Source organism: Mesorhizobium sp. M0159, from assembly GCF_040322295.1.
Classification (GTDB): domain Bacteria; phylum Pseudomonadota; class Alphaproteobacteria; order Rhizobiales; family Rhizobiaceae; genus Mesorhizobium.
This window is the reverse complement of the sequence record NZ_JAMYTF010000005.1, coordinates 114,538-138,857: the sequence shown is the minus strand read 5'-3', so window position 1 is coordinate 138,857 and position 24,320 is coordinate 114,538. Positions and strand designations below refer to the sequence as shown.

26 protein-coding genes are annotated in these 24,320 nt (G+C 63.8%); 16 read left to right on the top strand and 10 right to left on the bottom strand.

Annotated elements, in window-relative coordinates:
• Positions 1–2,214: a TonB-dependent hemoglobin/transferrin/lactoferrin family receptor gene (locus tag NKJ32_RS07380; protein WP_502894570.1), complete on the bottom strand. Its 2,214-nt coding sequence runs from the start codon at positions 2,212–2,214 to the stop codon at positions 1–3.
• A 202-nt stretch (positions 2,215–2,416) separates the two neighbouring features.
• On the opposite strand from NKJ32_RS07380, the gene hemP reads away from it, so the two are divergent.
• From hemP to NKJ32_RS07355, 5 genes are read left to right on the top strand one after another with little or no spacing between them, the layout of a single operon-like run.
• The gene (hemP, locus tag NKJ32_RS07375) at positions 2,417–2,623 is read left to right on the top strand and encodes a hemin uptake protein HemP (RefSeq protein ID WP_352587787.1); all 207 of its coding nucleotides are present in this window, start codon (positions 2,417–2,419) and stop codon (positions 2,621–2,623) included.
• A gap of 9 nt (positions 2,624–2,632) precedes the next feature.
• Complete coding sequence (locus NKJ32_RS07370; protein ID WP_352754841.1) at positions 2,633–3,691, top strand: hemin-degrading factor; 1,059 nt, start codon at positions 2,633–2,635, stop codon at positions 3,689–3,691.
• Between the two features lie 11 nt (positions 3,692–3,702).
• A complete protein-coding gene (locus NKJ32_RS07365) occupies positions 3,703–4,611 on the top strand; it encodes a heme/hemin ABC transporter substrate-binding protein (RefSeq protein ID WP_352587793.1) in 909 nt (302 codons plus the stop codon).
• A 5-nt stretch (positions 4,612–4,616) separates the two neighbouring features.
• Positions 4,617–5,720: a FecCD family ABC transporter permease gene (locus tag NKJ32_RS07360; protein ID WP_352635557.1), complete on the top strand. Its 1,104-nt coding sequence runs from the start codon at positions 4,617–4,619 to the stop codon at positions 5,718–5,720.
• Between the two features lie 10 nt (positions 5,721–5,730).
• The gene (locus NKJ32_RS07355; protein WP_352635555.1) at positions 5,731–6,519 is read left to right on the top strand and encodes a heme ABC transporter ATP-binding protein; all 789 of its coding nucleotides are present in this window, start codon (positions 5,731–5,733) and stop codon (positions 6,517–6,519) included.
• Positions 6,520–6,675: 156 nt separating this feature from the next.
• On the opposite strand, the gene rirA is transcribed toward NKJ32_RS07355, so the two are convergent.
• Positions 6,676–7,137 (bottom strand): iron-responsive transcriptional regulator RirA, encoded by a 462-nt coding sequence (gene rirA, locus NKJ32_RS07350; protein ID WP_023676431.1) that lies wholly within the window; start codon positions 7,135–7,137, stop codon positions 6,676–6,678.
• Between the two features lie 191 nt (positions 7,138–7,328).
• On the opposite strand from rirA, the gene NKJ32_RS07345 reads away from it, so the two are divergent.
• The 3 genes from NKJ32_RS07345 to NKJ32_RS07335 all read left to right on the top strand — a co-directional run bounded on the left by NKJ32_RS07345 (position 7,329) and on the right by NKJ32_RS07335 (position 9,781).
• Complete coding sequence (locus tag NKJ32_RS07345) at positions 7,329–8,633, top strand: DUF445 domain-containing protein (protein WP_352454554.1); 1,305 nt, start codon at positions 7,329–7,331, stop codon at positions 8,631–8,633.
• An 83-nt stretch (positions 8,634–8,716) separates the two neighbouring features.
• Complete coding sequence (locus tag NKJ32_RS07340) at positions 8,717–9,145, top strand: phasin family protein (RefSeq protein WP_023676429.1); 429 nt, start codon at positions 8,717–8,719, stop codon at positions 9,143–9,145.
• A gap of 138 nt (positions 9,146–9,283) precedes the next feature.
• On the top strand, positions 9,284–9,781 hold the full coding sequence (locus NKJ32_RS07335) for a MaoC family dehydratase (protein ID WP_023676428.1): 498 nt from the start codon (positions 9,284–9,286) through the stop codon (positions 9,779–9,781).
• A gap of 39 nt (positions 9,782–9,820) precedes the next feature.
• Here the strand turns inward: NKJ32_RS07335 and NKJ32_RS07330 are convergent, their stop codons facing one another.
• On the bottom strand, positions 9,821–11,224 hold the full coding sequence (locus tag NKJ32_RS07330) for an aminotransferase-like domain-containing protein (protein ID WP_352517638.1): 1,404 nt from the start codon (positions 11,222–11,224) through the stop codon (positions 9,821–9,823).
• Between the two features lie 104 nt (positions 11,225–11,328).
• Between NKJ32_RS07330 and NKJ32_RS07325 the strand changes: the two genes are divergently transcribed.
• On the top strand, positions 11,329–12,237 hold the full coding sequence (locus NKJ32_RS07325; RefSeq protein ID WP_023676426.1) for a DMT family transporter: 909 nt from the start codon (positions 11,329–11,331) through the stop codon (positions 12,235–12,237).
• 42 nt (positions 12,238–12,279) lie between these two features.
• On the opposite strand, the gene NKJ32_RS07320 is transcribed toward NKJ32_RS07325, so the two are convergent.
• The gene (locus NKJ32_RS07320) at positions 12,280–13,728 is read right to left on the bottom strand and encodes an MFS transporter (protein ID WP_023676425.1); all 1,449 of its coding nucleotides are present in this window, start codon (positions 13,726–13,728) and stop codon (positions 12,280–12,282) included.
• Between the two features lie 139 nt (positions 13,729–13,867).
• Here NKJ32_RS07320 and NKJ32_RS07315 point away from each other — a divergent pair, with 139 nt between their 5' ends.
• The gene (locus tag NKJ32_RS07315; RefSeq protein WP_352454663.1) at positions 13,868–14,761 is read left to right on the top strand and encodes a LysR family transcriptional regulator; all 894 of its coding nucleotides are present in this window, start codon (positions 13,868–13,870) and stop codon (positions 14,759–14,761) included.
• 19 nt (positions 14,762–14,780) lie between these two features.
• On the opposite strand, the gene NKJ32_RS07310 is transcribed toward NKJ32_RS07315, so the two are convergent.
• The 3 genes from NKJ32_RS07310 to NKJ32_RS07300 are packed head-to-tail and all read right to left on the bottom strand — an operon-like array spanning position 14,781 to position 17,221.
• Positions 14,781–15,821, bottom strand: a complete 1,041-nt coding sequence (locus tag NKJ32_RS07310) for a zinc-dependent alcohol dehydrogenase family protein (protein WP_352827198.1) — start codon at positions 15,819–15,821, stop codon at positions 14,781–14,783.
• 34 nt (positions 15,822–15,855) lie between these two features.
• Entirely contained in the window at positions 15,856–16,506 is a 651-nt protein-coding gene (maiA, locus tag NKJ32_RS07305) for a maleylacetoacetate isomerase (RefSeq protein WP_352454549.1), read from the bottom strand.
• A gap of 4 nt (positions 16,507–16,510) precedes the next feature.
• Positions 16,511–17,221, bottom strand: a complete 711-nt coding sequence (locus NKJ32_RS07300) for a fumarylacetoacetate hydrolase family protein (RefSeq protein WP_352754836.1) — start codon at positions 17,219–17,221, stop codon at positions 16,511–16,513.
• A 373-nt stretch (positions 17,222–17,594) separates the two neighbouring features.
• Between NKJ32_RS07300 and NKJ32_RS07295 the strand changes: the two genes are divergently transcribed.
• Positions 17,595–18,617, top strand: a complete 1,023-nt coding sequence (locus NKJ32_RS07295) for an acyltransferase family protein (protein WP_352568886.1) — start codon at positions 17,595–17,597, stop codon at positions 18,615–18,617.
• 19 nt (positions 18,618–18,636) lie between these two features.
• Here NKJ32_RS07295 and NKJ32_RS07290 read toward each other — a convergent pair whose 3' ends face one another.
• The gene (locus tag NKJ32_RS07290) at positions 18,637–19,134 is read right to left on the bottom strand and encodes a GNAT family N-acetyltransferase (protein WP_352568885.1); all 498 of its coding nucleotides are present in this window, start codon (positions 19,132–19,134) and stop codon (positions 18,637–18,639) included.
• A gap of 19 nt (positions 19,135–19,153) precedes the next feature.
• Positions 19,154–19,918 (bottom strand): copper homeostasis protein CutC, encoded by a 765-nt coding sequence (locus tag NKJ32_RS07285; protein ID WP_352568884.1) that lies wholly within the window; start codon positions 19,916–19,918, stop codon positions 19,154–19,156.
• A 225-nt stretch (positions 19,919–20,143) separates the two neighbouring features.
• Between NKJ32_RS07285 and NKJ32_RS07280 the strand changes: the two genes are divergently transcribed.
• Both NKJ32_RS07280 and NKJ32_RS07275 read left to right on the top strand, forming a co-directional pair.
• On the top strand, positions 20,144–20,587 hold the full coding sequence (locus NKJ32_RS07280; RefSeq protein ID WP_352454545.1) for an SRPBCC family protein: 444 nt from the start codon (positions 20,144–20,146) through the stop codon (positions 20,585–20,587).
• Positions 20,588–20,707: 120 nt separating this feature from the next.
• Positions 20,708–21,163: a carboxymuconolactone decarboxylase family protein gene (locus NKJ32_RS07275; RefSeq protein ID WP_352568883.1), complete on the top strand. Its 456-nt coding sequence runs from the start codon at positions 20,708–20,710 to the stop codon at positions 21,161–21,163.
• Positions 21,164–21,191: 28 nt separating this feature from the next.
• Here the strand turns inward: NKJ32_RS07275 and NKJ32_RS07270 are convergent, their stop codons facing one another.
• The gene (locus tag NKJ32_RS07270; RefSeq protein WP_352568882.1) at positions 21,192–22,100 is read right to left on the bottom strand and encodes a LysR family transcriptional regulator; all 909 of its coding nucleotides are present in this window, start codon (positions 22,098–22,100) and stop codon (positions 21,192–21,194) included.
• A 122-nt stretch (positions 22,101–22,222) separates the two neighbouring features.
• On the opposite strand from NKJ32_RS07270, the gene NKJ32_RS07265 reads away from it, so the two are divergent.
• From NKJ32_RS07265 to NKJ32_RS07255, 3 genes are read left to right on the top strand one after another with little or no spacing between them, the layout of a single operon-like run.
• Positions 22,223–22,726 carry a nuclear transport factor 2 family protein gene (locus NKJ32_RS07265; protein ID WP_352568881.1) on the top strand — a complete coding sequence of 168 codons (504 nt, stop codon included), beginning with the start codon at positions 22,223–22,225 and terminating at the stop codon, positions 22,724–22,726.
• Positions 22,727–22,785: 59 nt separating this feature from the next.
• The gene (locus NKJ32_RS07260; protein WP_352568880.1) at positions 22,786–23,769 is read left to right on the top strand and encodes an alpha/beta hydrolase; all 984 of its coding nucleotides are present in this window, start codon (positions 22,786–22,788) and stop codon (positions 23,767–23,769) included.
• Positions 23,766–24,317, top strand: a complete 552-nt coding sequence (locus tag NKJ32_RS07255) for a nuclear transport factor 2 family protein (protein ID WP_352568879.1) — start codon at positions 23,766–23,768, stop codon at positions 24,315–24,317. Before NKJ32_RS07260 ends, NKJ32_RS07255 begins: the two co-directional genes overlap by 4 nt.
• The last annotated feature ends 3 nt before the right edge of the window (positions 24,318–24,320 follow it).

Below are 24,320 nucleotides of genomic sequence, written 5' to 3'. Positions count from 1 at the left end.
TCAGCCTCCAAACCTCATCGTCGCCGCCAGCTTCAGGGTGACGCCGGGCTCGTAGACGACGCTCGTCGTCGATGCGTTCAGCGGGTTGGCGTATTTGACGTCGAACAGATTGTCGGCGCGGAAATCGACCTTGAAATTGTCGGTCGCCTGGTAGCTGGCGAAGGCATTGACCAGTGTATAGTCCTTGGCCACCGGGTTGCCCTGCGGCTTGCCGTTGTACTGCACCTCGCCGCCGATGGTCAGCCTGTCCTCGAGGAAGCGAAAGCCGAGTTGCCCGGTGATCTGGGAGGAGGGGACGGTGACAAGGTCTGCCCGTTCGCCTTCATAGGAAATCGTGTGGCCATCGGTGAACGACGCCGAAAGCCCGGCAAAGCCCCAGGCGGCATCATAGACGCCCTCCATCTCGAAGCCGTGGATCCTGGCCTTGGCAAAATTCTGATACTGGAAGCAGATCGGTATGCCCGGACCGAACGGGCAGCCGCTGGTCGGGTCGAACGGCGAGAGCGTCACGCCGTCGATGTAATCGTCGACATTGTTGTTGAAATAGGCCGCCTTCAGCCGCAGCGCGTCGTCGGCCTCAATGACGCCGTTGGTACTGTAATTGACGCCGAATTCCACGGTCTTGCCGGTTTCAGGCTTGAGATCGGGATTGGGGAGGAACGGGAAGCTGACGCCGGCCGGATGATTGCCGCTGATCAGGGTCTCCGACAGCGACGGAGAACGGTAGCCTTCCGCATAGGTGCCGTAGAATTGCAGGCCGGAAAGGCTGGCGGTTTCGAAGGGCGAAATGCCCACTGTGATGCGTGGCGACAGCCGGTCGCCAGAGGTTTCGCCGACATCACTGTCGAGCTTATAGCTGTCGTAACGCAGCCCGGCGATGACCTCGAGCCAGTCCCAGGTGAGCTTGTCCTGAACGTAAGCGCCGGAGACGTTCCTGTTGCCCGAGGGCGTATAGAAGCTGTCGCCGCCCGCCGTGCCGCCTGTCTCGACATCGTCGCCAACCCAGTCGCCGCCATAGGTCAGCTCATGCGCGATTCCAACGGTCTCGAATCTCGACGTGTTCCAAATGTCGATGCCGGAGGTGCCGATGTCGAACGTCGATTTCGAACCCGCCGGCAAAACCACGGGCAGACCGGTGACCGGATCAAACCGGTTTTGCGCCACAAGGGTCGTCAGATCGAGCTTGGTCTTGTTGTAGGACGCGTTGATGTGGAGGTCGAGCCAGCTCTTGTCTTCGTCGGTGATGTTGTAGCGGGCCGTGAAGGTATTCGCCTTCAGGTCGGCGTCGTTCACCGGCGCGCTGCCGCTGGTCTCGGTCCATCCGTCGTTCGAGCCGATCCAGCCCAGCTTCAGCTCGCTGTTTTCGCTGGGGCGGATGGTCGTCTTGAGGAGGCCGCTCAAGACGTCGAAGCCGGTGCCCGCTACAGTGTCGCCGCCGCCATGCTTGTAGTCGTCATAGTCGCGGTAGACGATATTGCCGAGCACGTCCCAGTTCTCGTTGATCCGATAGGCGCCGGTGGCGCTGGTGGTCCAGCCTTTGCCGTTGGTTTCGTAGCGCCCAGTTGCGGATACCGCCCAGGTCTCGTCCGGCTTGAGGAAATCCTGCGCATCCTTGGTGTCGAAAAATACGACGCCGCCGATCGCCCCGGAGCCATAGGTGTTGGCGACCGGGCCGCGGATCACATCGACGGATTTGATCAATTCGGGATCGATGTAGAAGGTCGATTGCGTACCGTGATCCGAGCGCTGGAAATTCTGGCGGGCACCGTCGACGATGACGGAGACGCGGCCGAAATCCTGCAGGCCGCGGATGTTGATGCTGGAACTGACACGCCTTGCGTCGGCCTGGACGGCGACACCCGGCACACCGAACAGCATTTCGTTGGGCGTCGTCGCCATGCGGCGCTCGAGCTGTTCCTCGTCGACATGGCTGGCTGAAGCAAGCGACTCGATCGCCGTCTCGCCGGTACGGCTGAGGATCAGGATCTTGTCGAGCAGTGTGGTACCCGCCGGGGCCGGCTTTACCTTTTCGGGCTGTTGAGACGGGTCAGTCTGCTGCTGGTCGGCTGCCGGTTGGGCGGCCTGCTGGGCGCCGGCCGGTGTTGCGAGCAGCGGGATCGCCGCCGCGCCGGCCAGCAACGCGGCCATTTTGCTTGTCATAGAACAATGTGTCAGGCCGCTGCCCGCCAGCCGTCCCCAATTCGCCAACCCCATGCTGCAACTCCAAGAATCCATGTTCGATGCTGGCTGGCTTGGGGCTCGCTGGCATTTTTCATCGCGGCCGGCGTCTTAAATGTTGACTCATTTACTCCGGTATTGCACTGCTAGATAACATGATTATTCGAGTCAAGAATTGAATCGGCATTTCACGCAGGCGCCGAGCCAGATGCCCGGCACAGGAAAAGGGATCGAACCAATGAACACGCACAATCCCAGCGACTTTCGCTATCGCGTCCGCCGTTCCGACGAAAATTCCGTCCGTTTCGACCGGATCCAATCGGCCGTGAGAACGCTGTCCAGCAACACGCTGTTCCAGGGCGAGCACGAGATCGGCATCGAGCATCATGGTGCGCTGTACCGGCTGAAGATCACCCGGCAGGGCAAGCTCATCCTCAACAAGTAGGTGGTAGAAATGGACCAGCGCGTAAAACCCGCCCCACACGAGATCCGGCGGGCACGGGCAGACAATCCGAAAATGCGCGAGCGCGACCTCGCCGCCCAGCTCGGTATTTCGGAGGCCGAACTGGTCGCCGCGCATTGCGGCGACGGCGTCGTGCGCGTCGAGCCGCGTGTCAACGACCTTTTGACTGGCCTCGAAGCTGTCGGTGAGGTGATGGCGCTGACCCGCAACGAAAGCGCGGTGCACGAGAAGATCGGCGTCTACGACAAGGTCGTCACCGGCAATCACAATGCCATGGTGCTCGGTGAGAATATCGACCTGCGCATTTTCCCAAAAGTCTGGGCGCACGGCTTTGCCGTGGAAAAGCGCGATGGCGCCGACATCCGCCGCAGCCTGCAGTTCTTCGATACCGCAGGCGAGGCGGTACACAAGGTGCATCTCAGGCCAGCCTCCAACCTTTACGCCTATCAGAAACTGGTGGCCGGGCTGGAATCGCCGAACCAGGAGCCGACGGTGGCGATTTCAGCGGGCACGGCCGACGAGACCGAGACTGCGGACAACCCGGCGAGCATCGACGATCTGCGCGACCGCTGGAGCCATCTGACCGACGTGCATCAGTTCTTCGGCATGCTGAAGACACTGAAGATCAGCCGCCGACAGGCGGTGCGCATGGTCGGCCAGGACTACGCCTGGCTGGTCGACAAGGATGCGGTGAACGCCATGCTCAACCACGCCGCTGCTGGCGCCATGCCGATCATGTGCTTTGTCGGCAATCGCGGCTGCATCCAGATCCATTCCGGCCCCGTCGCCTCGATCAAGCCGATGGGACCATGGCTCAACGTGCTCGACGAGACCTTCCATCTGCACCTGCGGACCGACCACATCGATGAGGTCTGGGCCGTGCGCAAGCCGACCAAGGACGGCTATGTCACGTCGCTCGAAGTCTATGGCGCCGACGGCAAGATGATCATCCAGTTCTTCGGTAAGCGGCATGAAGGCGAAAGCGAGCGCGAAGACTGGCGCTTTCTGGCCGAAAACCTGCCGCGTATCCCAAGCCCGACCGCAGCTTGAGGAAAACGACGATGGTTCTTTTCTCCAGGCTGGCATCGGTCTCCAGGTCGGCGCTTGGTCCTGTGGCCGCTGTTTTCCTGGCCTTCGCCGCGCTGATGACGGCTCAAGCCGCCGAGGGCATCGCGACTTTCGCCGATCGCTCGAGGATCGTGGCTATTGGCGGCTCGATCACCGAGATCGTCTACGCGCTCGGTGAACAGGATCGTCTTGTCGCGCGCGATTCGACCAGCCGCTATCCGCAAGCGGCGGCGGAACTGCCTGATGTCGGCTACATGCGCCAGCTGTCGCCGGAGGGTGTGCTGTCGGTCAATCCGTCGGGCATATTGGCCCTGCACGGCAGCGGACCGAAGGAAGCCGTCGACGTCTTGAAGAAATCAAGCATCCCGTTCATCGAGGTGACCGAGCGCTATGATAATCAAGGCATTCTCGAAAAGATCCACATCGTCGGCAAGGCGCTCGGCACCGAGGCCAAGGCCGATGCGCTGGCGGTCCAGATCGATGCCAGGCTGAAGGCAGCCGAAAAGCAGACCGCCTCGATCAAGGATCGCAAGCGCATCCTGTTCGTGCTGTCGATGCAGGGCGGCAAGCTGCTTGCCGCCGGCAGCGACACCGCCGCCGACGGCATCATCAAGCTTTCGGGCGGCATCAACGCCGTCGACGGCATTGCCGGCTACAAGCAATTGTCGGACGAGGCAGTCATCACCGCCAGGCCCGACGTGATCCTGATGATGAACAATGCCGGACCGGCCACCGCGGATGACGAATTGTTTTCGAACCCTGCCGTGGCTTCGACGCCGGCGGGTGCCGCCCGCAAGCTGATCCGCATGGACGGCGGCTATCTGCTCGGCTTCGGCCCGCGCACGGCCGACGCCATCCACGACCTCGCCGTCTCGCTCTATGGCGGCCAGGTCACGGATTGAGCGCGATGGCCGATCATTCGATCGCCGGTGCGGCGGGCATCATGGCGACGGCAGCCGAGGGTGACCGTTCGCGGCGCGCCCGCCTCGTCGTCGTGCTGCTCTGCGTCGGGCTGGCTATCGCCGTGCTGTTGTCGCTGACCTCCGGCGCATCCGATGCCTCGGCCATCGGCGTCATGCATGACTGGCTGTTCGGCGCGTTGCCCGGCGACGCGGCGTTGAGCGCCCGCGACCACCTGATCATCCATGACATCCGTCTGCCGCGCATCATTATGGGCGTGCTGATCGGCGCATCGCTTGCCGTCTCCGGTGCCGTCATGCAGGGGCTGTTCCGCAATCCGCTGGCCGACCCCGGCCTGATCGGCGTTTCGGCCGGATCGAGCCTCGGTGCGGTCGCCGTCATCGTGCTTGGCTCGACCATGCTGGCGCCGCTGACTTCGGCGCTCGGCACGATGGCTTTGCCGCTGGCTGCGTTCTGCGGCGGGCTGGCGACGACATTGCTGCTCTATAAGGTCGCGACACGGCAAGGCCGGACCTCGGTCGCCACCATGCTGCTCGCCGGCATCGCGCTGGCGGCGCTTGCCATGGCGCTGACCGGCATCCTGATCTTCATGGCCGACGACCGGCAATTGCGCGACCTGACCTTTTGGCAGCTCGGCTCGCTGGGCGGCGCAACCTGGCAGAAGATCGGCTCGGTCGGGCCGGTCATCGTGCTGGCGCTGGCGGCAATGCCGTTCCTGGCGCGCGGCCTCAACGCGCTGGCGCTCGGCGAGGCCACGGCCGGCCATCTCGGCATTCCGGTGCAGCGGCTGAAATACACCGCGATTGTCGGCGTCTCGGCAGCGGTCGGCGCATCGGTCGCCGTCAGCGGCGGCATCGGTTTCGTCGGCATCGTCGTGCCGCATCTGCTGCGTCTGCTGATCGGCCCCGATAACCGTTATTTGCTGCCGGCATCGGCGCTGCTTGGTGCGGCGCTGCTGCTGTTGGCCGACGCCGTCGCCCGCACCATCGTCGCCCCAGCCGAATTGCCGATCGGCATCGTCACCGCGGTCGCCGGCGCACCGTTCTTCCTGTGGATCCTGCTGCGCAAGCGCGGCGTCATCGACCTGTGAAAGTTTGCCTATGATCGAAGCGCGGGATGTCTCGGTGGCGATCGGCGGCAAGGGCATTGTCGCCAATGTCGATTTCGAGGCGCGGCCCGGCGAAATCGCGGCCATCGTCGGCCCCAACGGTTCGGGCAAGACGACCTTCCTCCGAGCACTGTCCGGCGATCTTGGCTATTCGGGAGAGGTCACCGTCAACGGCCGCAATCTATCGGCGATGAAGCCGGTCGAGGCGGCGACGGTGCGCGCGGTGCTGCCGCAGGCGACGACGCTGTCGTTTCCGTTCACCGTGCGCGAGATCGTCAGGCTGGGCCTGGTCGGCGGGCGCTCCGGCGCGCTGTCCGGCGAGGACCAGCGCCTGCCCGAACGGGCGCTGGCTCGCGTCGACCTCGACGGTTTTGCCGGCCGCTTCTACCAGGAGCTGTCCGGCGGCGAGCAGCAGCGCGTGCAGCTTGCCCGCGTTCTGTGCCAGGTGTGGGAGCCGGTGCTCGACGGCAAGCCGCGCTATTTGTTCCTCGATGAGCCGGTGTCCAGCCTCGACATCAAACACCAGCTGATCATCATGGACATCGCGTGCGATTTCGCCAGACGCGGCGGCGGCGTGGTCGCTATCCTGCACGACCTCAATTTGACGGCGATGTATGCCGACCGGATTTTCGTCATGCATCGCGGCAGGCTCGCCGCTACAGGTTCGCCGCAACAGGTGCTCAGCGACGAGCTGATCGAAAAGGTCTTCGATTGCCGGCTGAAGGTCGGTGTGTTGCCGGCCGCAAACATGCCGTTCGTATTGCCGCAGTCGGTCTGTTGATATCCAGGTGATGCCGGCCCGCAAATGGCGATTTCCTGCGCTTCCGGTACTCACGTACCCAAACGTACGCTCCGTTCCGGTTCTCGGAACCCACCATTTTCGGCTTGGCCTGACCTGAATCTCAACAGACCTCACCAACTGAGATGCGACCAGAAATCAGGCGGCCGGCGCCCTTTGCACCAGCATGTCGATGCCGAGCAGGTGCCGCACATTCGGGCGCGCCGCCACCAGATCGGCGATCGTGTAGCGCGACAGCACGGCGAAGAAGGCGTTGAGCGCTTCGCGCAATGCCGAATTCAGCGCGCAGCTATCGACCAGCGGACATTCGGCGGCGTCGTTCTCGAAGCACTCGGCCATGGCAAAGCTTTCCTCCGTTACCCGCACGACATCGAACAGGCTGATTGATTCGGCCGCGCGGCCGAGCCTGACGCCGCCATTCCTGCCGCGCACCGTTTCGATCAGGCCGTTTTCGACCAGCGGCTGCAGGATCTTGAACAGGAAAAGTTCCGATACCGAATAGGCGGCGGCGATCTCGGGGATGCGGCTCAACCGCTCGGTGTTGGCGGCGCAATACATCAGAATGCGCATGGCGTAGTTGGTCTGACGGGTAAGCCGCATTGTGTCCTCACATAACAGTGGTTGGCGTCAATATGGCCTATAGTTTGGAACAATTCCAGACTGGCGCTGCATAATAGATGAATTCCGGCGTCAAGTTTGCGTGCACGATTGCGCGCACCGGAACCAGCGGCGCGCTTTCTGGGGCAGGCGACACTAGATAAGTTCGCATACACGATCAGGAGCGGCCCATCATGTCACGACCAGCCCCGGCATTTGCATCCGTCGCGTCCGTCCGGTTCGACGCCGATGCCGACGCCAAGCTTTCGGCGCTCAGGCGCACCAAGTTCGTTGCCGCCGCAGCGCTTGCGTTTTGCGTGCTGGTCTTTGCGGTGGCGAAATCGCTCGAGAGCCGGCATGCGTGGTTGGGCTTCGTCGCCGCTTTCGCCGAGGCGGCGACGATCGGCGGCCTGGCGGACTGGTATGCGGTGGTGGCGCTGTTTCGGCGGCCGCTTGGCCTGCCGATCCCGCATACGGCCATCATCCCGGAAAACCAGAATCGCATCGCCGACAATCTCGGCCGCTTCATCGAGGTGAATTTCCTGGCGCCGGAACCGGTGCGCGAAAAGCTCGCCGAGGTCGACTTTTCCGCGCTGGTCGCGGACTGGCTGGCCGACCCGAACCGCGCCGCCGATTTGTCGCGCTTCGTCGGCCGGCTGGTGCCGCAGACGCTGGCGGCGGTCGAGCAATCCGGACTGCGCGGCTTCGTCACCAGCCGTATGCTGGAGCAGATCGAAAAGGTGCCGCTGGCGCCGCTCGCCGCCGAGCTGCTGTCGGCGCTGACTGACGATCGCCGCCACCAGAAATTATTCGACGAGTTCACCAAGGTGGTCGGCCGCTTCCTGAGCGACGAGCAGGCGCTGGCGACGATGCGCGAGAAGATCCGCGAGGAACTGCCGTCGCTGTTCAACCTGTTTCGCGCCGACGCCTATCTGTTGAAGAAGATCATTGCGTCGGCCGGCTCGCTGCTCGATGAGGTGCGGGCCGATCCGCACCATCCGATGCGAGCCGAATTCGACCTTTTCGTCGAAACCTTCGTCGAGCGGTTGAGGACATCCAAACAATATGCCAGGCGCGCTGAAAAGCTGAAGCGCGATTTCCTTGCCCGGCCAGAGCTCAGCGCGCTGGCCGGCGATATGTGGGACAGCCTGCGGCTGTTCATCGAACAGGACGCCAAGGCGCCGAATTCGATGATCCGCGACCATCTCGCCACCATGTTCGTCGAGGTCGGCCGCCATCTTGCCGACGACGCGCAGATCAGGGCCGACATGAACCAGGGGTTCATCGTGGCGCTGGCGTCCTTCGTCGAAAGCCAGAAGAGCGGCGTGTCGAAGTTCATCGCCGACCAGGTCAAGCGCTGGGACCTCGCGCAACTGACAAGGCTTATCGAAATGAACATCGGCAAGGACCTGCAATATATCCGCTTCAACGGCATGATCATCGGTGGCCTTGCCGGGCTCGTGCTCTACACTGCCGAACGGCTGTTTCTTGTCGGCTGACTCGTCCGAATGGACCGCTGAGCTTCGCTGCACTATCTTCCGTGCAGTGGCGGCGTTCACGGCAACAAGGGGAGAGAACCAGCATGGCAAAACGACCGGAGTCCGAGTCCTTCATCGACATGTTCGGCAAGTTCGGCCGCGACCTGAAGCTGCCGAATGTCGACGTCGAGGCGATCCTCGCCCACCACGCCAAGAACCTGGAAGCGCTGGAGAAGTCGGCACGGGCGAGCGCCGCTGGAGCCTCGGCGCTGTTGTCAAGGCAACGCGAGATGCTGCAGGACACGCTGCGCGAAATCACCGACATGGCACAAAGCTACAGAGCGCCCGGCAATCCGCAGGAAATGATGCAGAAGCAGGCGGCGTTCGCCAGGAAATCCTTCGAGACCGCGCTGAAGAATGCCGGCGAGATGGCCGAACTGGCGAGGGCGTCCGGCACCGAATCGATCGAAATCCTGCGCAGCCGCATCAAGGAGGCGATGGAGGAGATCCGCGCCGGCCACGACAAGAGGTAGCTGTTCCCCGGCAGCACACTTGCCGGCGGCGAAGACTGGCGGTTCGCGGGCCGAAGATTATGCGCTGGAATCGCATTGGCGAATTGACAGGGGCGGCCCGTCGTGGTCCGGAACAGGCAAGCGATCGGGAAAGCAGGAATGACGCAGATACGGCCGAGGACGCCGCCGACCTTCGAGCAACTCAGGGCGATGGCCGGGCAGGAGTTGGGCGTTTCGGACTGGACGCTGGTCGATCAGCACCGCATCGACCAGTTTGCCGAATGCACGGGCGATCATCAATGGATCCATGTCGATCCCGAGCGGGCGAAGCGGCAAAGCCCGTTCCGCACCACGATCGCGCATGGCTATCTGACCCTGTCGATCATCGGCGCGCTGGCGCTCGAGATGGGGATCGTACCCGAAAACACGCAGGCCGCGTTCAACTACGGTTTCGACAAAGTGCGCTTCGTGGCGCCGGTCAGGGTCGGCTCGCGTATCAGGCTGCGCACCACGCTGTTGTCGATGGAAGACAAAGGTCCGGGGCAATATCTAATGAAGGCCGCCAATACGGTCGAGATCGAAGGCGAGCAGAGGCCGGCGCTGACCGCCGAGACGCTCGTCATGCTTTATGCACGCCGCAAGCGGGCAGGGGCCTGAGAGCACAGCCTCAGGCCAGCAGGGTTCCGGCAGCGCGAATCAACGCGACATCGCCTGTTCAAGCGCCCTGAAAATCCGGTCATCTCCGGACTGCGCGACGTTGAAGCGCATGAAACGGCTGGCCGACCGGGACAGGCTGAACGCATTGCCGGGCGCAAGCACGACGTTGGCCGACAAAGCGTGACGGGCGACGTCCGCGGCATCTATTCCCTCCGGCAGCCTGCACCATAAAAACATGCCGGCCGGCTGATCTATCCACGGCACGATGCTGATTGCCCTGAGCCGGGTGCCGGTTTCTTCCATGGCGCGCGAGAGCCGCGCGCGCAGCAGATCGACGTGCTTGCGATAGAGGCCGTCCTTCAGCAGCGTCAGCACCAGTTCGGATGCAAGTCGCCCGCTGCCAAAGGACGTGGCGATCTTGAGATCGGTCAATCCTTCCATCCAGTCGCGAGGAGCGGCGATGAAGCCGCAGCGCACCGATGCCGACAGCGTCTTGGAAAAGCTTCCGATATGGATGACCCTGCTGAGGCCGTCGAAGGCCGCCAGCCTGGGCGCGGACGTGTGTTCGAAATCGGCGAAGATATCGTCCTCGATGATCGTCAGCCCCGACTGGTCGGCGAGCTTCAGCACCCGATGGGCAACGACCGGGGACAATATCGCGCCGGTCGGATTATGGAGCGCCGAATTGGTGATGTAGAGGCGCGGCCGGTGCTCGTTCAGCGCCTGCGCGAACAGTTCGATGTCCGGCCCCGAGCGCGTGTAGGGGACGCTGATCACCTTGGCCCGATGGGCGCGCAACAGGGCATGGAAGTTGAAATAGCAGGGATCGTCGACCAACACCGTGTCACCCGGTTCGAGCAGGAACCGGCACAGCAGGTCGATCGCCTGAGTGCCCGATTCCGTCAGCATGATCTGGTCCGGGGAGGCTTCGATGCCGTGCTCGGCCATGCGCCGCGCCAGCAGATGGCGTAGCGCCGGCAAGCCGAGCGGCGTGCCGTAGTCGGTCAGCGCGGCGTCGTCGGCGCGGGCCGTCGTCCGCAGTGCCCGGCGCAATCCAGCCTCGGGCATCCATGTTGCCGGCAGCCAGCCGCAACCCGGTTTCAGGACGCCGTCGCCGGCTTCCAGCGATTGGCGCGAGACCCAGAGCGGGTCGACGGCACGGTCAAGCCTGGGGCCGATCTCGGCCAGCGACAACGGAGCCAACGGTCCGGCGGCATAGAAACCCGAGCCCGGCCGCGAGCGGATCATGCCTTCCGCCGCAAGACGCTCATAGGCTTCGACCACGGTGGATTTGGAAACCTGCATGGCCTTCGCAAACGCCCGGATCGAAGGCAGCCGCGTTCCCGGCGTCAGGCTGCGCGCGGCGATCCTGTGCCTGATCGTCACCATGACGCTTTCGACAAGCGTCCGGCTGCCTTCATCAGTTGTCGTCTGCTCATCCATCCGTACTGCTCGCCCTACCATGACGGTTTTGTCAAACTGTACCTGATTGTCTCTGGCGGAGCCAGACGCCCGGCCCGATAGAGGGCGAAATCAGCGGGGCATCGATGGACAAGGCGGCGAGTAGTTGGGCGGCGAGTAGTTGGGCGGCGAGTGGTTGGGCGGCGAGTGGCTGGGTCAACGGGTTCATAGGCGTGCTGATCTTCAGCGGTTCGCTTCCGGCGACGCGCGTGGCGGTGATGGATTTCGATCCGGTGTTCGTAACGGTCGCCCGTGCGGCTTCGGCGGGCATCCTCGGCCTGGCGCTGCTGCTCGTTTTTCGTCAGAAGCGCCCGGAGCGGCGAGATCTGTTCCCGCTGGCGATCGTGGCGCTTGGCGTCGTGGTCGGTTTTCCCCTGCTGACGGCGCTGGCGCTCAAGCACATCACGTCGGCTCACTCCATCATTTTCGTCGGCCTGTTGCCGTTGGCGACCGCGATCTTCGGTGTGGTTCGAGGCGGCGATCGCCCGAAGCCGGCGTTCTGGCTGTTCTCGTGCCTCGGCAGCGCCCTTGTCGCCGGTTTCGCAGTCACGCAAGGCCTGTCGGTCTCGCCGCTCGGCGACATCTTGATGCTGGCCGCCATCATCGTGTGCGGATTGGGCTATGCCGAAGGAGCGGCGCTGTCGCGCAAACTCGGCGGTTGGCAGGTGATTTCGTGGGCGCTGGTGCTGTCGCTGCCCCTCATGCTGGCGCTGACGTTCATCACCATGCCGCCGTCGCTCGAAAGTGCCGGCAGGGGCGCATGGATTGGTCTGGCCTATGTCTCGCTGTTCAGCATGCTGATCGGTTTCGTGTTCTGGTATCGCGGCCTGGCGCAAGGCGGCATCGCCGCGGTCGGGCAGTTGCAACTGCTGCAGCCCTTCTTCGGCCTGGGGCTGGCGGCAGCGCTGCTGCATGAGCAGGTCAGTCCCGCCATGATCGCCGTCACCGCCGCCGTCGTGCTTTGCGTCGTCGGTGCCAAGAGATATGCGAGATAGGTGCGCCGGCTGCCGGAGTTGCATGCGAACCGGGTGGAATCCTCAAGGATGCTTGGCAACGATATCAGTTCGCCCGGCAGTGGCGCGGGCTGAAAATACCGCAAGGATCAGCGCCATCAGCACCAGGCCCGTCGCCACCTGGAAGGTGACCTGCATCCCTCGTGCCGCTGCCGCAGGTGCCAACACTGCCAAGCCAGTGCCTTCCCCAGCCGATGCGAAGGCAAACACTGCGCCCATCACGGACGCACCGGTGATCAGGCCGAGATTGCGCGACAGATTGAGCAGGCCGGAGACGACGCCGCGCTGGTCGGATGCGACGCCCGTCATCACGGCCGAATTGTTGGAGGTCTGAAACAGGCTGTAGCCGGTGCAGACGATGATGATCGGCACGACATAGCCGGCAATACCGAATTCCGCCCGCGACAGAGCAAAGGTGCCAATAGCGAGATCGAACAGGCCGACGATCATGATCCGGTTCGCCCCGAAACGATCGACCAGGCGTCCGGCCGGCAGCGCCGCCAATGCGGTAACCAGAGGGCCGGTCGACAGAACCAGCCCGACCATGGCTGCGTCCAGCCCGAGCGCGCGCGACAGATAGAATGGTGCGACCACCAGCGTCGCCATCATCACCGTGGCGACGATCAGGTTCATGGCGAGGCTTGCGTTCAACGCCTGGTCGCGGAACCTCGCAGGTTGGATCAAAGGGTTCTGGACCCTTGTCTGCGCAATGACAAACAGCAGGCCAGCCACGGTTGCGGCAATCAGCAAGCCGACATTGAGAGAACCAAAACTGCCACGCCCAAGGGTCATGGCGAGCGCATAGGCGGCTAGCGTCAGCGCGAGCAAAGCCGTGCCGATCCCGTCGAAACCGCGCCGACCTGGCGTCTTTTTTCCGGCCGACAGGAAGCGCCAGGCAAGCGCAAAGGCCAGCACCCCCAACGGCAGATTGATGAGGAAGATCGCGCGCCAGCCGAGGCCGGCAATCAACAGTCCGCCAAGCGAGGGGCCAAGCGTGGTGCCGATCGCCGACATGGCGCCGAGCAGGCCCATGACGCTGCCGGTTTTATCCCGGGGAACCGCGTCGGCGACAAAGGCCAGCGTCAGAGCCATCATAATGGCCGCGCCGAGCCCCTGTGCCGCCCGTGCGGCGATCAGCAGCCAGAGCGTCGGCGCGAGCCCGCAAAGCACCGATGCGAAGGTGAACAGGGCAATGCCGCCGAGCAATAGCGGGCGGCGGCCGAATATATCGGCGAGCCGCCCGGCGCTTACGATCAAGGTGGTGATGGCGAGCAGATAGGCCAGGACGACCCATTGCACGAGCTGGAACGATGCGTCGAACGCCTGCATCAGCGATGGCAGCCCGACGCTGGCGATGCTGGTGGCGAGCGACGACAGCAGCGTTGAAAGCGACAGGCTTGCCAATGCCCATCGGGTCGAGCGTGCGCTCACCGGGGCAACTTCGTCCCAGGTCTTTTCAGCGGTCGATGCCAAGGTGAACTCCTTTGCCGGCAGCCCCCAATCGGAGCTGTCGGACGCTATTCCCTCGCATGATGTGGCGGAAGGCGCAGTATTTGCATCTTATTCGTGCATGAAACGCCACATCGCGGCCGAGCTGTGCTACGGTCCTTCCATGTCGTCGCCAGATCTCAATCTGCTTGTCGCCCTCAATGTGCTGCTGACCGAGGGCAGTGTGGCGCGTGCTGCCGCGCGGCTGCGCCTCAGTCCCTCGGCGATGAGCCGGACGTTGGCGCGGTTGCGCCAGGCGACAGGCGACCCATTGTTGGTCCGGGCCGGCCGTGGCCTGGTTGCGACGCCGCGCGCGCTCGAATTGCAGCAACAGGTAGGCCGCGTCGTTCAGGATGCGGAAGCGCTGCTGCGCCCGGCCAAGCTCCTCGACCTCTCTGCTCTCGACAAGGTCTTCACGCTGCGCGCCAACGAAAGTTTCGTCGAGGAGTTCGCACCGCGTCTTCTGACCCGTGTCGAAGCGGATGCGCCTGGTGTGCGGCTGCGTTTTGCGCCGAAATCCGACAAGAACGACATGTCGTTGCGTGACGCGGCGGTTGATCTCGAAATCGGGGTTGCCAGTGAAACGAGCCCTGAAATGCGCATTCAGGCGCTGTTTCGCGACCGCTTCATCGGTGCGGTGCGAACGGGTCACAGGCTGGGCGAGGGCCCAATGACGCCGGAACGCTATGCGGCCGGCCGCCACATTAGCGTTTCGCGGCGCGGCCGCGAAAGGGGCCCGATCGACGAGGCCTTGAAGCGGCTGGGACTCGAACGGACGATCGTGTGCATGGTTTCCAGCTTCTCGGCCACGCTCGCCATGGCGCGCGCCTCCGATCTGATCGCCAGCGTCCCCGAACGGCACACGCTGGGCGCGCGCACGGGCATGTACAGCTTCCCGTTGCCGGTCGATATCGAGGAGGTCACCATTTCGATGCTGTGGCATCCGCGACTCGATGCCGATCCGGCACAACGCTGGCTGCGAGCCTGCGTGCGGGAGGTCTGCGCGTCGTTTCGCTGATCCAGACTCAGGGCGTGATCTAGAATCTGGTCACCACGCCGATGCCTATGCCTTCGAAGCCGCCCATCGCCATCAATGCGGCCGGCGCCTCTTCGAGGCTGATCTTCTTGCCGACCAGCAGTTCGGGTTTCAGCTTGCCGGTGCGGATCATCTCCATCATCGCCTGGTAGCGGAAGGCCTGCATGCCGTGGCTGCCGCGGATTTCGAGCTCGAATGCGATCACCTTGTCCATCGGTATCTGCGGCCTGGCATGGTCGCCGAGCATCAGGCCGACCTGCACGTGGCGGCCGCGGCGGCGCAGGTTTGCGATCGAGTTGAACGAGGTACTGGGGTGGCCGAGCGCGTCCATCGACATGTGCGCGCCGCCATTGGTGATCTGCTTGACCGCCTTGACCACGTTCGGCGTCTTTGCCGCGTTGATCGTCGCCACCGCGCCGATCTTTTTGGCAAAGTCCAGCTTCTCGTCGGTGAGGTCGATGGCGACGACATTGGCGCCCATGGCGCTGGCGATCATGATCGCCGACAGGCCGACGCCGCCGCAGCCATGCACGGCAACCCATTCGCCGGGGGTCACGCGGCCCTGATCGACGATGGCGCGGAACGAGGTGACGAAGCGGCAGCCGAGGCTGGCGGCGGTGGCGAATTCCATCTCGTCGGTCAAGCGCACGAGATTGGTGTCGGCATGGTCGATGGCGACATATTCGGCGAACGACCCCCAGGCGCTGAAGCCTGGCTGGAACTGGTGCTCGCAGACCTGGTGGTTGCCCGAGGTGCATTCGAAACAGCGGCCGCAGCCGACGGCGAAAGGCACAGTGACACGCTCACCGGTCTTCCAGCGGGTCACCTGCTTGCCCACCGCGGCGACGACGCCGGCAAGCTCGTGGCCGGGCACATGCGGCAGGCGGATACCGTCGTCGTGCCCCATCCAGCCATGCCAGTCGCTGCGGCAGAGGCCGGTGGCCTCAACCTTGATGACGATGCCTTCCGGCGCCGGCGTCGGATCCGGCACGGTCTGGATCGTCGGCGCCTCGCCGAATTTTTCGAAGACGACGGCTTTCATCGGCTGTTCCTCATGACTTCATGCGATTTGCGGTCTATTCGGCATCGATCTGGTTCTCAGGCGCGGCCTTCTGGAACGCCGGCAGCGCCATGCAGGCGACATTGATGCGCGAGATCGTCGGGTAAGGCGTCATGTCGACGCCGAAACGGGCATTGCTGGTGACCTGTGCGACCAGACAGATGTCGGCCAGCCCCGGCGTGTCGCCATGGCAGAATGTCTTGGTCTCGGGCGAGGAAGCCAGAATCTTTTCAAGCGGCTGGAAGCCTTCGTTGACCCAGTGCCGGAACCAGTTGACGACATCCTGGTCGCCGGCGCCGAACAGTGTGCGCAGCGAGGTCAGCACGCGCAGATTGTTCACCGGATGGATGTCGCAGGCGATCATCTGCGCCAGCATCCTGACGCGGGCGCGGCCAGGCGCATCCTTGGGCAGCAGCGGCGGCTCAGGCGTGGTCTCGTCGAAATATTCGATGATCGCCAGCGATTGCGTCAGCAGCGTGCCGTCGTCCAGGACCAGTGCCGGCACCAGCCCTTGCGGATTGACCGCGAGGTAGGCGGGTTCGAGATGCTCGCCGTGGCGCAAATGATGCGGCACGTAGTCGTAGGACAGGCCCTTCATCTCCAGCGCGATCCGCACCCGGTAAGAGGTCGAGGAGCGGTAGTAGTTATGGAGGACGATGTCGCTCATCGGTTCATGAACTCGGTTGGCCGATGGTCAGTTCGATTTCGCCGATGCCGTCGACGCCACCGGTGATCTTTTCGCCCGGCCCGACCGCGCCGACACCGGCGGGCGTGCCGGTGAAGATCAGGTCGCCGGGCCGGAGTTCTACCGCCTCGCTGCAAATCGAGACGATGTCGGGAACCGGCCAGATCAGTTCGGCAAGGTCGCCGTCCTGCCTGATCTCGCCGTCGACCGCGAGCCAGATGCAGCCCTTGTCGGGATGACCGGATTTTTGCGCCGGAACCAGCGGGCCGCAGGGCGCTGAACGGTCGAAGGCTTTCGACCAGTCCCACGGCCTTGCCGCCTTTTTCGCCTCGTCCTGAAGGTCGCGGCGAGTCAGGTCGACGCCGACGCCGTAGCCCCAGACATGGTCCAGCGCCCGCTCGCGCGGTATGCGAAAGCCGGCTCTGCCGATCGCGACGACCAGCTCGATTTCGTGATGCAGGTTTTGGGTCAGCGGCGGGTAGGGGATCGTGGTGCCCGAACCGACTGCCGCGTCGACCACTGCGTCGCCTGGTTTGGTGAAGAAGAAGGGAGGGTCGCGCTCGTCATTGCCGAGCTCGCGGGCATGAGCGGCGTAGTTGCGGCCGACGCAGAAGATCCGGCGCACCGCAAAACGCTCCGGCGAGCCGGCCACGGCCACCGACGGGGTTGCGGGCAAGGGAAGGACGAAGCCGGTCATGCACTGTCTCTGTTCAGTGGATATGTCGCTGGCACATTCGACCGATTTGGCCGGTCGGGCAAGGCATTGCATCGCGCAAAGGCTAGGCCTGCCGCGTTGCGTCGCGGAAATCGCCGGTACATTTTGCTCTGCCGGCCAAGATGGCAATGTACTATTTGGGAACAAGCCGGCCACGGCGCGAAGCGCCTGCCGCCAACGCCTGAGACTGTCGACCGTTGGTTTCGGGGAACGGACATGACAGCCCCTTTCGGTCCGTCCCCCTACTTCGGGCGTGTCGTTATCTCGCACTTGCACAAAGCTCTGGTGCGCTGCAATATAGCTGGAGGAATGCGGCCTCCAGCCCACCTTTCGCAGGTTCAATAAAGGGACCGGCATGACGGACATCTCCGCGACGCGTCTTGTCGTGTCCAGGCCTGTGGCCGATAGCTCGGCAAGAACCAGGCTTGCCTATCTCGACGGCTGGCGCGGCCTGTCGATCGCGCTGGTGCTGATCGGCCATTTCTTCCCCGTTCCCGGCATCAATCTCGGCGTCCTGGGCGTCGAATTCTTCTTCGTGCTCAGCGGCCGGCTGATGGCCGAGATCCTGTTTGTCGAATACTATCCGCTGAAGAAATTCTTCAAGCGCCGGTTCTCCCGCATCTACCCGGCACTGCTGATTTTTGTCGTCGCCGCGATGGTTGCCTTGTCCGGCACATTCATCGCCTTCAAGTCGAAGGCGGCGCTGACGGCGCTGACGTTCACCTACAACTATGCCGGAATTCTCGTCACCCGCGCCGGCGCGCTCGACCATATCTGGTCGCTCTGCGTCGAAGAGCACGCCTATATCATCCTGGCGCTGATCAGCGTCGTCGTCTCGGGGCGGTCCCGGGTCATCATGTTGCTCGGTGCATTGTCGGTGCTGGCCATGGCAAACGGCGCCATCTCCTACTGGGTGCTCGCAATAGGCTACGAGGGCACCTATTGGCGCACCGACGTGCACATCGCCTCGATCCTGCTGTCGGCGGTGATATGCCTGCTCAAGGCCGACGACAGGCTGCCGGCGCTGCTCAAGGGGCCGCATGTCGCCCTGGCGGCCTCAGTAGTGGCTGTGCTCCTTTTCATGGCTGCCGTGCCAACCCCGATCCACTATCTGCTCGCGGTGCCGCTGCTGGCGCTCGCCGTCAATTCGCTCGACTTCAGCAGCCGGTATCTGACCGGGTTTCTATCGTCCCTGCCGATGACGATGCTGGGGCTGTGGTCGTATTCGCTCTATCTTTGGCAGCAGCCTTTTTATCAATTCGTCGACATAAAAGGCAGTTCGCCGTGGTTGATGCTGGCGGCGGCGTTCGCTTGCGCGCTGTGCAGCTACTACATCATCGAAAAGCCGGCCCGCTCCTGGCTGAACCGCAATTGGTAGGGCGAACGGCGCCCGCCGTTCAGCCGGCGATCCGTCTTGCATAATACCGCACGGCTTTCCTGCCGCCGTGGATTACCGCGTCGCCCACTTCCGCAAAGCCGATTGCGGCATGGAAGGCGTCCGAAGCCGGATTGGGTGGCTCGGCATTGACTTCGCAGGTGACGATCGCCTGGCCCGCGCGTGACGCCTGCTCGAACAGATCCTCGTACAGCCGGCGGGCATGGCCGCGCCCGCGCGCTGCGGCGGCGACCACGACGCGATCGACATAGACGAACCGCGGGAAGCGCTGGCGAAACCACAGGAAGTTCGGGCTGTCGTAGCTCGCGTGCTGGTCGAAGGTCATGATGAAGGCCTGGAGCGCACCGATACGGCGCGCGTAAAACGCTTCGCCGAGCAGGAAGGACAGGCGCTCAGGTTCGAGCCATGATAATTCCGCAGCGTGCTCGTTGTTGAGCGCGAGGATGGCGGGCTCATCCTGCGGCGAAACCCGTTCGATCGGCAAACGCACTTCGATCATGTTGTTCGATCTTCCAGGATCATGCCCGGGCAGCGGCGATGGTCGCCGCCACCAGCGCCTCGTCGGTCACGGTGTTGCGGTATTCGCGGTCGAGGTCGGTGCCGCCCATGCCGACCCCCGGGTTGCGGTAGCGCATGGCACTCGGCACGTCCTTGAGCGCGGCGAAGTGCATTTCGCTCAACCCGGTTTTCCTCCGCACCTTTCTGATGTTCTCGGGATCAAGCCCGCCGCAGCCGAGGATGATGATGCGGTCGCCGGCCTGCCTGACAAGATCGGCGAGCAGGTCAGCGCCTTCCAGTGCCGTGTCGCGCTGGCCGCTGGTCAGCACGCGGCCGACCTTGCAGCGGATCAGCGTCTCCAGCGCCTCGGTCGGGTCGCGGGTCATGTCGAAGGCGCGGTGGCAGGTGACGTTCAAGCTTCCCGCTGCCTGCGCCAGTTCGCTCATGCGCTGTTCGTCGATCGTGCCGTCGGCAGCGAGGCAACCGACGACGACACCGGCGACGCCGAGCTCGGCAAGCGCGCCGATATCGGCGAGCATCGAACGATATTCGGCTTCGCTATAGAGAAAATCGCCGCCGCGCGGCCGCACGATGACGTGGAACGGGATCGTCGCCAGCTCGAGCGCCGTGCGCACCGTGCCGAAGCTCGGTGTGATGCCGCCTTCGATCAGGCTGGCACAGAGCTCGACACGGTCGGCGCCTGCGGCTTGCGCGGCCAGCAGGCCGTCTATGCCTTCGACGCAGATCTCGATCAGCGGGAGGCGAGGACGTTCGGTCTCGGTCATGGGCGATCCGTCGATGATTTCAGCTGGCCAGCGGTAGCATCGGGCATGGTGCGATGAAAGCCGGAAGTGTTGGCTCAATGTGCTTGCGGGCGCGCCTGCCATTCCGCCGCTTGACACATTCATAACTTAAGCGTTATACGTAACTCATAGCTGGTGGGTTATTGGTTCTCATGGAGAGCGCGTTGTTGATAGCCCAGCCAAACCGCAAACAACGGGTCCGAAGTCATGACTGAAGCAACCACAATCGAAACCAAATCCATTGTCGTCGAGCGTCTGATCCCGCATGCGGCTGAAAAGATATGGCGCGCACTGACCGTGCCGCATCTAGTTGCCGAATGGCTGATGGAGAACGACTTTGCGCCTGAGCAAGGCCATCGCTTTACCTTTCGCGCGACGCCGGTGCCTGGCTGGTCCGGCGTGACGAACTGCGAGGTGCTGAAGATCGAGCCGCCACGCCTGCTAGCCTACAGATGGGGCGACGGCACCGAATCCGACAGCGGTCTGAAGACCGTGGTGACATGGTCGTTGACGCCCGAAGGTACAGCGACGCGGGTGCGCATGGAGCATTCCGGGTTCCGGTCCGAGGACGAGCGCGGCTATATCGGCATGGGAAGCGGTTGGCCGCGCATTCTCGAGCGGCTTGAGCGGGTGACTGCCTCGCAAAGCTGAAGATCCCGGCGCTCGCCTTGCCGCAACGCGGCGGCCGGCGAACTGACAGAACCAAGACATATCGAGACCCCGGATGTTCGTCGTCCGGGCTTGAAAAAAACACGCCCGAAGGAGACCACTATGCAAGCACGATTGAAAAACCCGGTGATGCTCATTCCCGGCGCCTTGCAGGCGCTGCTCGCGCTGGACAAGTCGACAGAGACTGCCGACCTGTCCTATGTGACGCGCAAGCTCGTCCATTTACGCGCCAGCCAGATCAACGGATGCAGCCTCTGCGTCGACATGCATGCGCGCGAATTGAAGAAGGCCGGCGAAAAGGACGAGCGCGTCTTCACCGTGTCCGCATGGCGGGAGACACCCTACTTCACCGACGCCGAACGCGCCGCGCTGGCACTGACCGAGGCGGCAACCCGGTTGGCCGACCGGCCAGACGCGGTAACGGATGCGGTCTGGGATGAAGCCGCCCGGCACTATGACGAAAAGGCGCTTGCCGCCCTGGTCGTCCAGATTGCCCTGATCAACGCATTCAACCGGCTCAACGCAACCACCAGGCAGATGGTCGGCGCCTGGGGCTGAACGGGGCTCCCTTTTTCGCAACGGCACGTCAGATCCGCAACTCGTGAGCGTTCGCGCGGACGAAGTCGATGAAGGCCCGCAGCTTCGGCGGTACCAGGCGGCGGCTCGGATAATAGAGGTGGAGCGGCTCGTAAGCTGGACAGAAAGGTTCCAGCACCTTGACCAGCGCGCCTGAGGCGAGAAGCGGCGCGGCGAGGCCCTCGACGGCGAAGGCGAGGCCAAGCCCTTGCGCGGCGGCGGTAATGCACAGCGGAAGCGTGTTCACGACCAGACATGCGTCCGGCGTGAATGCGACTTCGCGTCCCTCCACGATGAACTCCCAGGGTGAAATCGTGCTGGTGCGGGTGAGGGCGAATGCGATGCAGCGATGGGCGGCGAGGTCTGCCGGCCGTTTCGGTGTGCCGTTGCGCGCCAGATAATCGGGGCTGCCCACCACGACCATCTGCAGGGGCCCGCCCAGGCGCGCGCCGATCATATCTCTCTCGAGAAGCTCGCCGATGCGCAGGCCGGCATCGAAGCCGTCGGCGGCGATGTCGACGAAGCTGTCGTCGAAAATCAGACTAAGCCGCACTTCGGGATAAGCATCCATGAACGGCCGCATCAATGGCTCTATCAGCAGCGGCGCGGCGATCCAGGGCAAGCTGAGGCGCAGCGTGCCGGCGGGACGATCGCGGCTCTCGCGCAGAGCCGCACCAGCCGCCCAGATGTCTTCGGCTGCCGGGCGCACATGGTCGAGGTAGTGGGCGCCAGCTTCGGTCAAGCCAACGCTGCGGGTCGTGCGGTTGAGCAGCCGCACCCCCAGGCGCTCCTCGAGCCCCTTGACCGCCTCGCTCAACGAGGCCGGAGCGACGCCGAGCTCAGCGGCGGCGCGGGTGAAGCTTTTGGCCTCCGCAACCTTGACGAAGGCGACGATGCCGCTGAATTGGTCGAGGCGCATTGTAAGGATTTTCCAAATAGCCCTGTCGAACTCTACTGGTTTTTCCGGCGAACAAAAGGCGTCATGTTGGGTCCGACGAACCGGCCTCGGGAACGGCTCGAAAAGACAAGGAAACAGGATCGATGACCAGGCTTGCTTTACTCGCCGCCGGCACTCTTCTGGCGGTGTCTGCCGCCCCGGCGCACAGCGGGCCACTGGAAGACCGCAATATCCAGCTCATCAAAGACTATTACGCAGCTTACGCGACCGGCAATCCCGAGGCCATGCGGCCCTTCCTCGCGCCCAACGTCGTGTGGCGTATTCCCGGCCATCATCCGCTCGCCGGCGACAAGCGCGGGCCGGACGAGGTGGTCGCCTTCTTCCGCGGCCTGGCCGATGGCAAGTTCAAGGCCGAGCCGATCTTCTTCCAGGCGCAAGGCGACGTCGTTGTCGACGTCCATCGCGGCTGGTCGAATGTCGGCTCAGGTCCCGAGATCGACCAGTTCTACGCGCTGATGTTCCGCATCAAGGACGGCAAGATCGCCGAGGCACAGAATTTTTTGACCGACATGTACCAGTCGGACACCTTCTACTGGGCGCATTACCCGCTGAAGCCGCTGCCCGGCCGACTGGCTGGCGAGCGCTGAGACGGCGGTCTTTCTCGCAACGCGCAGCGCTTCTCACTCCAAGCCAAAGGAGACTTGCGATGTTTAAAACCCTGACACTTGCCGTAGCAACCACCGCCGCGCTCGCCGCCTCCAATGCCGTCGCCGCACCGCGCGTCGAGCGCGTCACATTCTCCTCGCATGGTGAGCAGCTTGTCGGCGAGCTCTATCTGCCAGAGGATCTGGACGCGGCAAAACCTCGGCCGGCGCTGGTCGTGACCGGCGCCTGGATGACGGTGAAGGAACAGATGCCGGGCCGCTACGCCCGCGAGATGGCCGATCGTGGCTTCGTCGCCTTGACCTTCGATTTTCGCGGCTGGGGCGAAAGCGGCGGCATGCGCCGCCAGTACGAGGACCCTAGCGCCAAGATCGCTGACATCGAAGCGGCCGTCGCCTATCTCGCGAGCCGGCCCGAGACCGACAAAGACCGCATCGGCGGGCTCGGCATCTGCGCCAGCTCCGGCTATATGGTCACCGCTGCGGCAGGAAACGCCGCGATCAAGTCGGTCGCCCTCGTTGCGCCCTGGTTGCAGGATGCCGAAGTGGTCGAGCAGACCTATGGCGGCCGGAATGGCGTCTTCAGGCTTGAGGCCGTGGGCGATGCGGCCAAGGCTGAGTATCGCCGCACCGGCAAGCAAGCGTTCTTGCCGGCCGCGAGCCTGACCGACGAGCGCGCGATCATGTTCAAGGTGCCTTACTACACCGAACCCGATCGCGGCATGATCCCGGCGTGGCGCAACGAGGCCGATCCGGCGTTCTGGCGCGGCTGGCTGACGTTCGACGCCATCCAGGCTGCTCCGCGCCTGCACCAGCCTTTTTTGATGGTGCACAGCGAGGCGGCTGCCATTCCGAAGGGGGCGCACAAATTCTACACGCGGCTGACCAGTTCCAAGCGGGAGCTGTGGCTCGACAATGTCACCCAATTCGATTTCTACGATCGTGCCGCGCCGGTGAAGGCGGCGAGCGATGCCGCCGCCGCGCACTTCCGCGCGACGCTCGGCAGTGCGGGGGAGGCGGGACAATGAGCCTCGTCACGCGCCGGCATGTCCTGGTCTCGGCGATTTCCGCTGCGATGATTTCCGCCGTCTCGGCGCCCGCCTCGAGCGCGCCGGGAGATGCGCTGACGGTCAAAGACAGGATCGCAATCACCGAGGCAGTGGCCGGGATCGGCCTCTATGCCGACCTGCGTGAATGGAACCGGGTCAGATCCTATTTCGCGGCCCGTGTCACGACCGACTATACCAGCCTCTTCGGCGGCGAGGTCACGACCAGCGGCCGCGACGCGCTGATCGCCCAATGGCAAGGGCTGCTGCCGGGCTTCGACGCCACCCAGCACCTCATCACCAACATCATTGTCGAAGGCGCGGACAACGGTGCGGTTGCACGCAGCCATGTCCGCGCAACCCATTGGATCGGTTCCCGGTTCTGGACGGTTGGCGGCAGCTATCTCCACCGGATGGTGCGGACGCCTGAAGGCTGGCGCGTCAAGGCAATCTCCATCCGCCGCTTATACGAAGAGGGGGATCGCGCGGTGCTGGCCGCCGCCGCCGACCGGGTGAAAGCTGCGGAGTGAATC

Bases quoted from the DNA above. Each gene is read 5' to 3' on its own strand.
- NKJ32_RS07325 (WP_023676426.1), top strand. From the start codon at position 11,329: ATGGACAAGGCGGCGAGTAGTTGGGCGGCGAGTAGTTGGGCGGCGAGT.
- NKJ32_RS07295 (WP_352568886.1), top strand. From the start codon at position 17,595: ATGACGGACATCTCCGCGACGCGTCTTGTCGTGTCCAGGCCTGTGGCC.
- NKJ32_RS07360 (WP_352635557.1), top strand. From the start codon at position 4,617: ATGGCCGATCATTCGATCGCCGGTGCGGCGGGCATCATGGCGACGGCA.
- NKJ32_RS07275 (WP_352568883.1), top strand. From the start codon at position 20,708: ATGCAAGCACGATTGAAAAACCCGGTGATGCTCATTCCCGGCGCCTTG.
- NKJ32_RS07310 (WP_352827198.1), bottom strand. From the start codon at position 15,821: ATGAAAGCCGTCGTCTTCGAAAAATTCGGCGAGGCGCCGACGATCCAG.
- NKJ32_RS07260 (WP_352568880.1), top strand. From the start codon at position 22,786: ATGTTTAAAACCCTGACACTTGCCGTAGCAACCACCGCCGCGCTCGCC.
- NKJ32_RS07370 (WP_352754841.1), top strand. From the start codon at position 2,633: ATGGACCAGCGCGTAAAACCCGCCCCACACGAGATCCGGCGGGCACGG.
- NKJ32_RS07380 (WP_502894570.1), bottom strand. From the start codon at position 2,214: ATGGGGTTGGCGAATTGGGGACGGCTGGCGGGCAGCGGCCTGACACAT.
- NKJ32_RS07355 (WP_352635555.1), top strand. From the start codon at position 5,731: ATGATCGAAGCGCGGGATGTCTCGGTGGCGATCGGCGGCAAGGGCATT.
- NKJ32_RS07285 (WP_352568884.1), bottom strand. From the start codon at position 19,918: ATGACCGAGACCGAACGTCCTCGCCTCCCGCTGATCGAGATCTGCGTC.
- NKJ32_RS07265 (WP_352568881.1), top strand. From the start codon at position 22,223: ATGACCAGGCTTGCTTTACTCGCCGCCGGCACTCTTCTGGCGGTGTCT.
- NKJ32_RS07290 (WP_352568885.1), bottom strand. From the start codon at position 19,134: ATGATCGAAGTGCGTTTGCCGATCGAACGGGTTTCGCCGCAGGATGAG.
- hemP (WP_352587787.1), top strand. From the start codon at position 2,417: ATGAACACGCACAATCCCAGCGACTTTCGCTATCGCGTCCGCCGTTCC.
- NKJ32_RS07270 (WP_352568882.1), bottom strand. From the start codon at position 22,100: ATGCGCCTCGACCAATTCAGCGGCATCGTCGCCTTCGTCAAGGTTGCG.
- NKJ32_RS07365 (WP_352587793.1), top strand. From the start codon at position 3,703: ATGGTTCTTTTCTCCAGGCTGGCATCGGTCTCCAGGTCGGCGCTTGGT.
- NKJ32_RS07280 (WP_352454545.1), top strand. From the start codon at position 20,144: ATGACTGAAGCAACCACAATCGAAACCAAATCCATTGTCGTCGAGCGT.
- rirA (WP_023676431.1), bottom strand. From the start codon at position 7,137: ATGCGGCTTACCCGTCAGACCAACTACGCCATGCGCATTCTGATGTAT.
- NKJ32_RS07330 (WP_352517638.1), bottom strand. From the start codon at position 11,224: ATGGATGAGCAGACGACAACTGATGAAGGCAGCCGGACGCTTGTCGAA.
- NKJ32_RS07255 (WP_352568879.1), top strand. From the start codon at position 23,766: ATGAGCCTCGTCACGCGCCGGCATGTCCTGGTCTCGGCGATTTCCGCT.
- NKJ32_RS07340 (WP_023676429.1), top strand. From the start codon at position 8,717: ATGGCAAAACGACCGGAGTCCGAGTCCTTCATCGACATGTTCGGCAAG.
- NKJ32_RS07345 (WP_352454554.1), top strand. From the start codon at position 7,329: ATGTCACGACCAGCCCCGGCATTTGCATCCGTCGCGTCCGTCCGGTTC.
- maiA (WP_352454549.1), bottom strand. From the start codon at position 16,506: ATGAGCGACATCGTCCTCCATAACTACTACCGCTCCTCGACCTCTTAC.
- NKJ32_RS07300 (WP_352754836.1), bottom strand. From the start codon at position 17,221: ATGACCGGCTTCGTCCTTCCCTTGCCCGCAACCCCGTCGGTGGCCGTG.
- NKJ32_RS07335 (WP_023676428.1), top strand. From the start codon at position 9,284: ATGACGCAGATACGGCCGAGGACGCCGCCGACCTTCGAGCAACTCAGG.
- NKJ32_RS07315 (WP_352454663.1), top strand. From the start codon at position 13,868: ATGTCGTCGCCAGATCTCAATCTGCTTGTCGCCCTCAATGTGCTGCTG.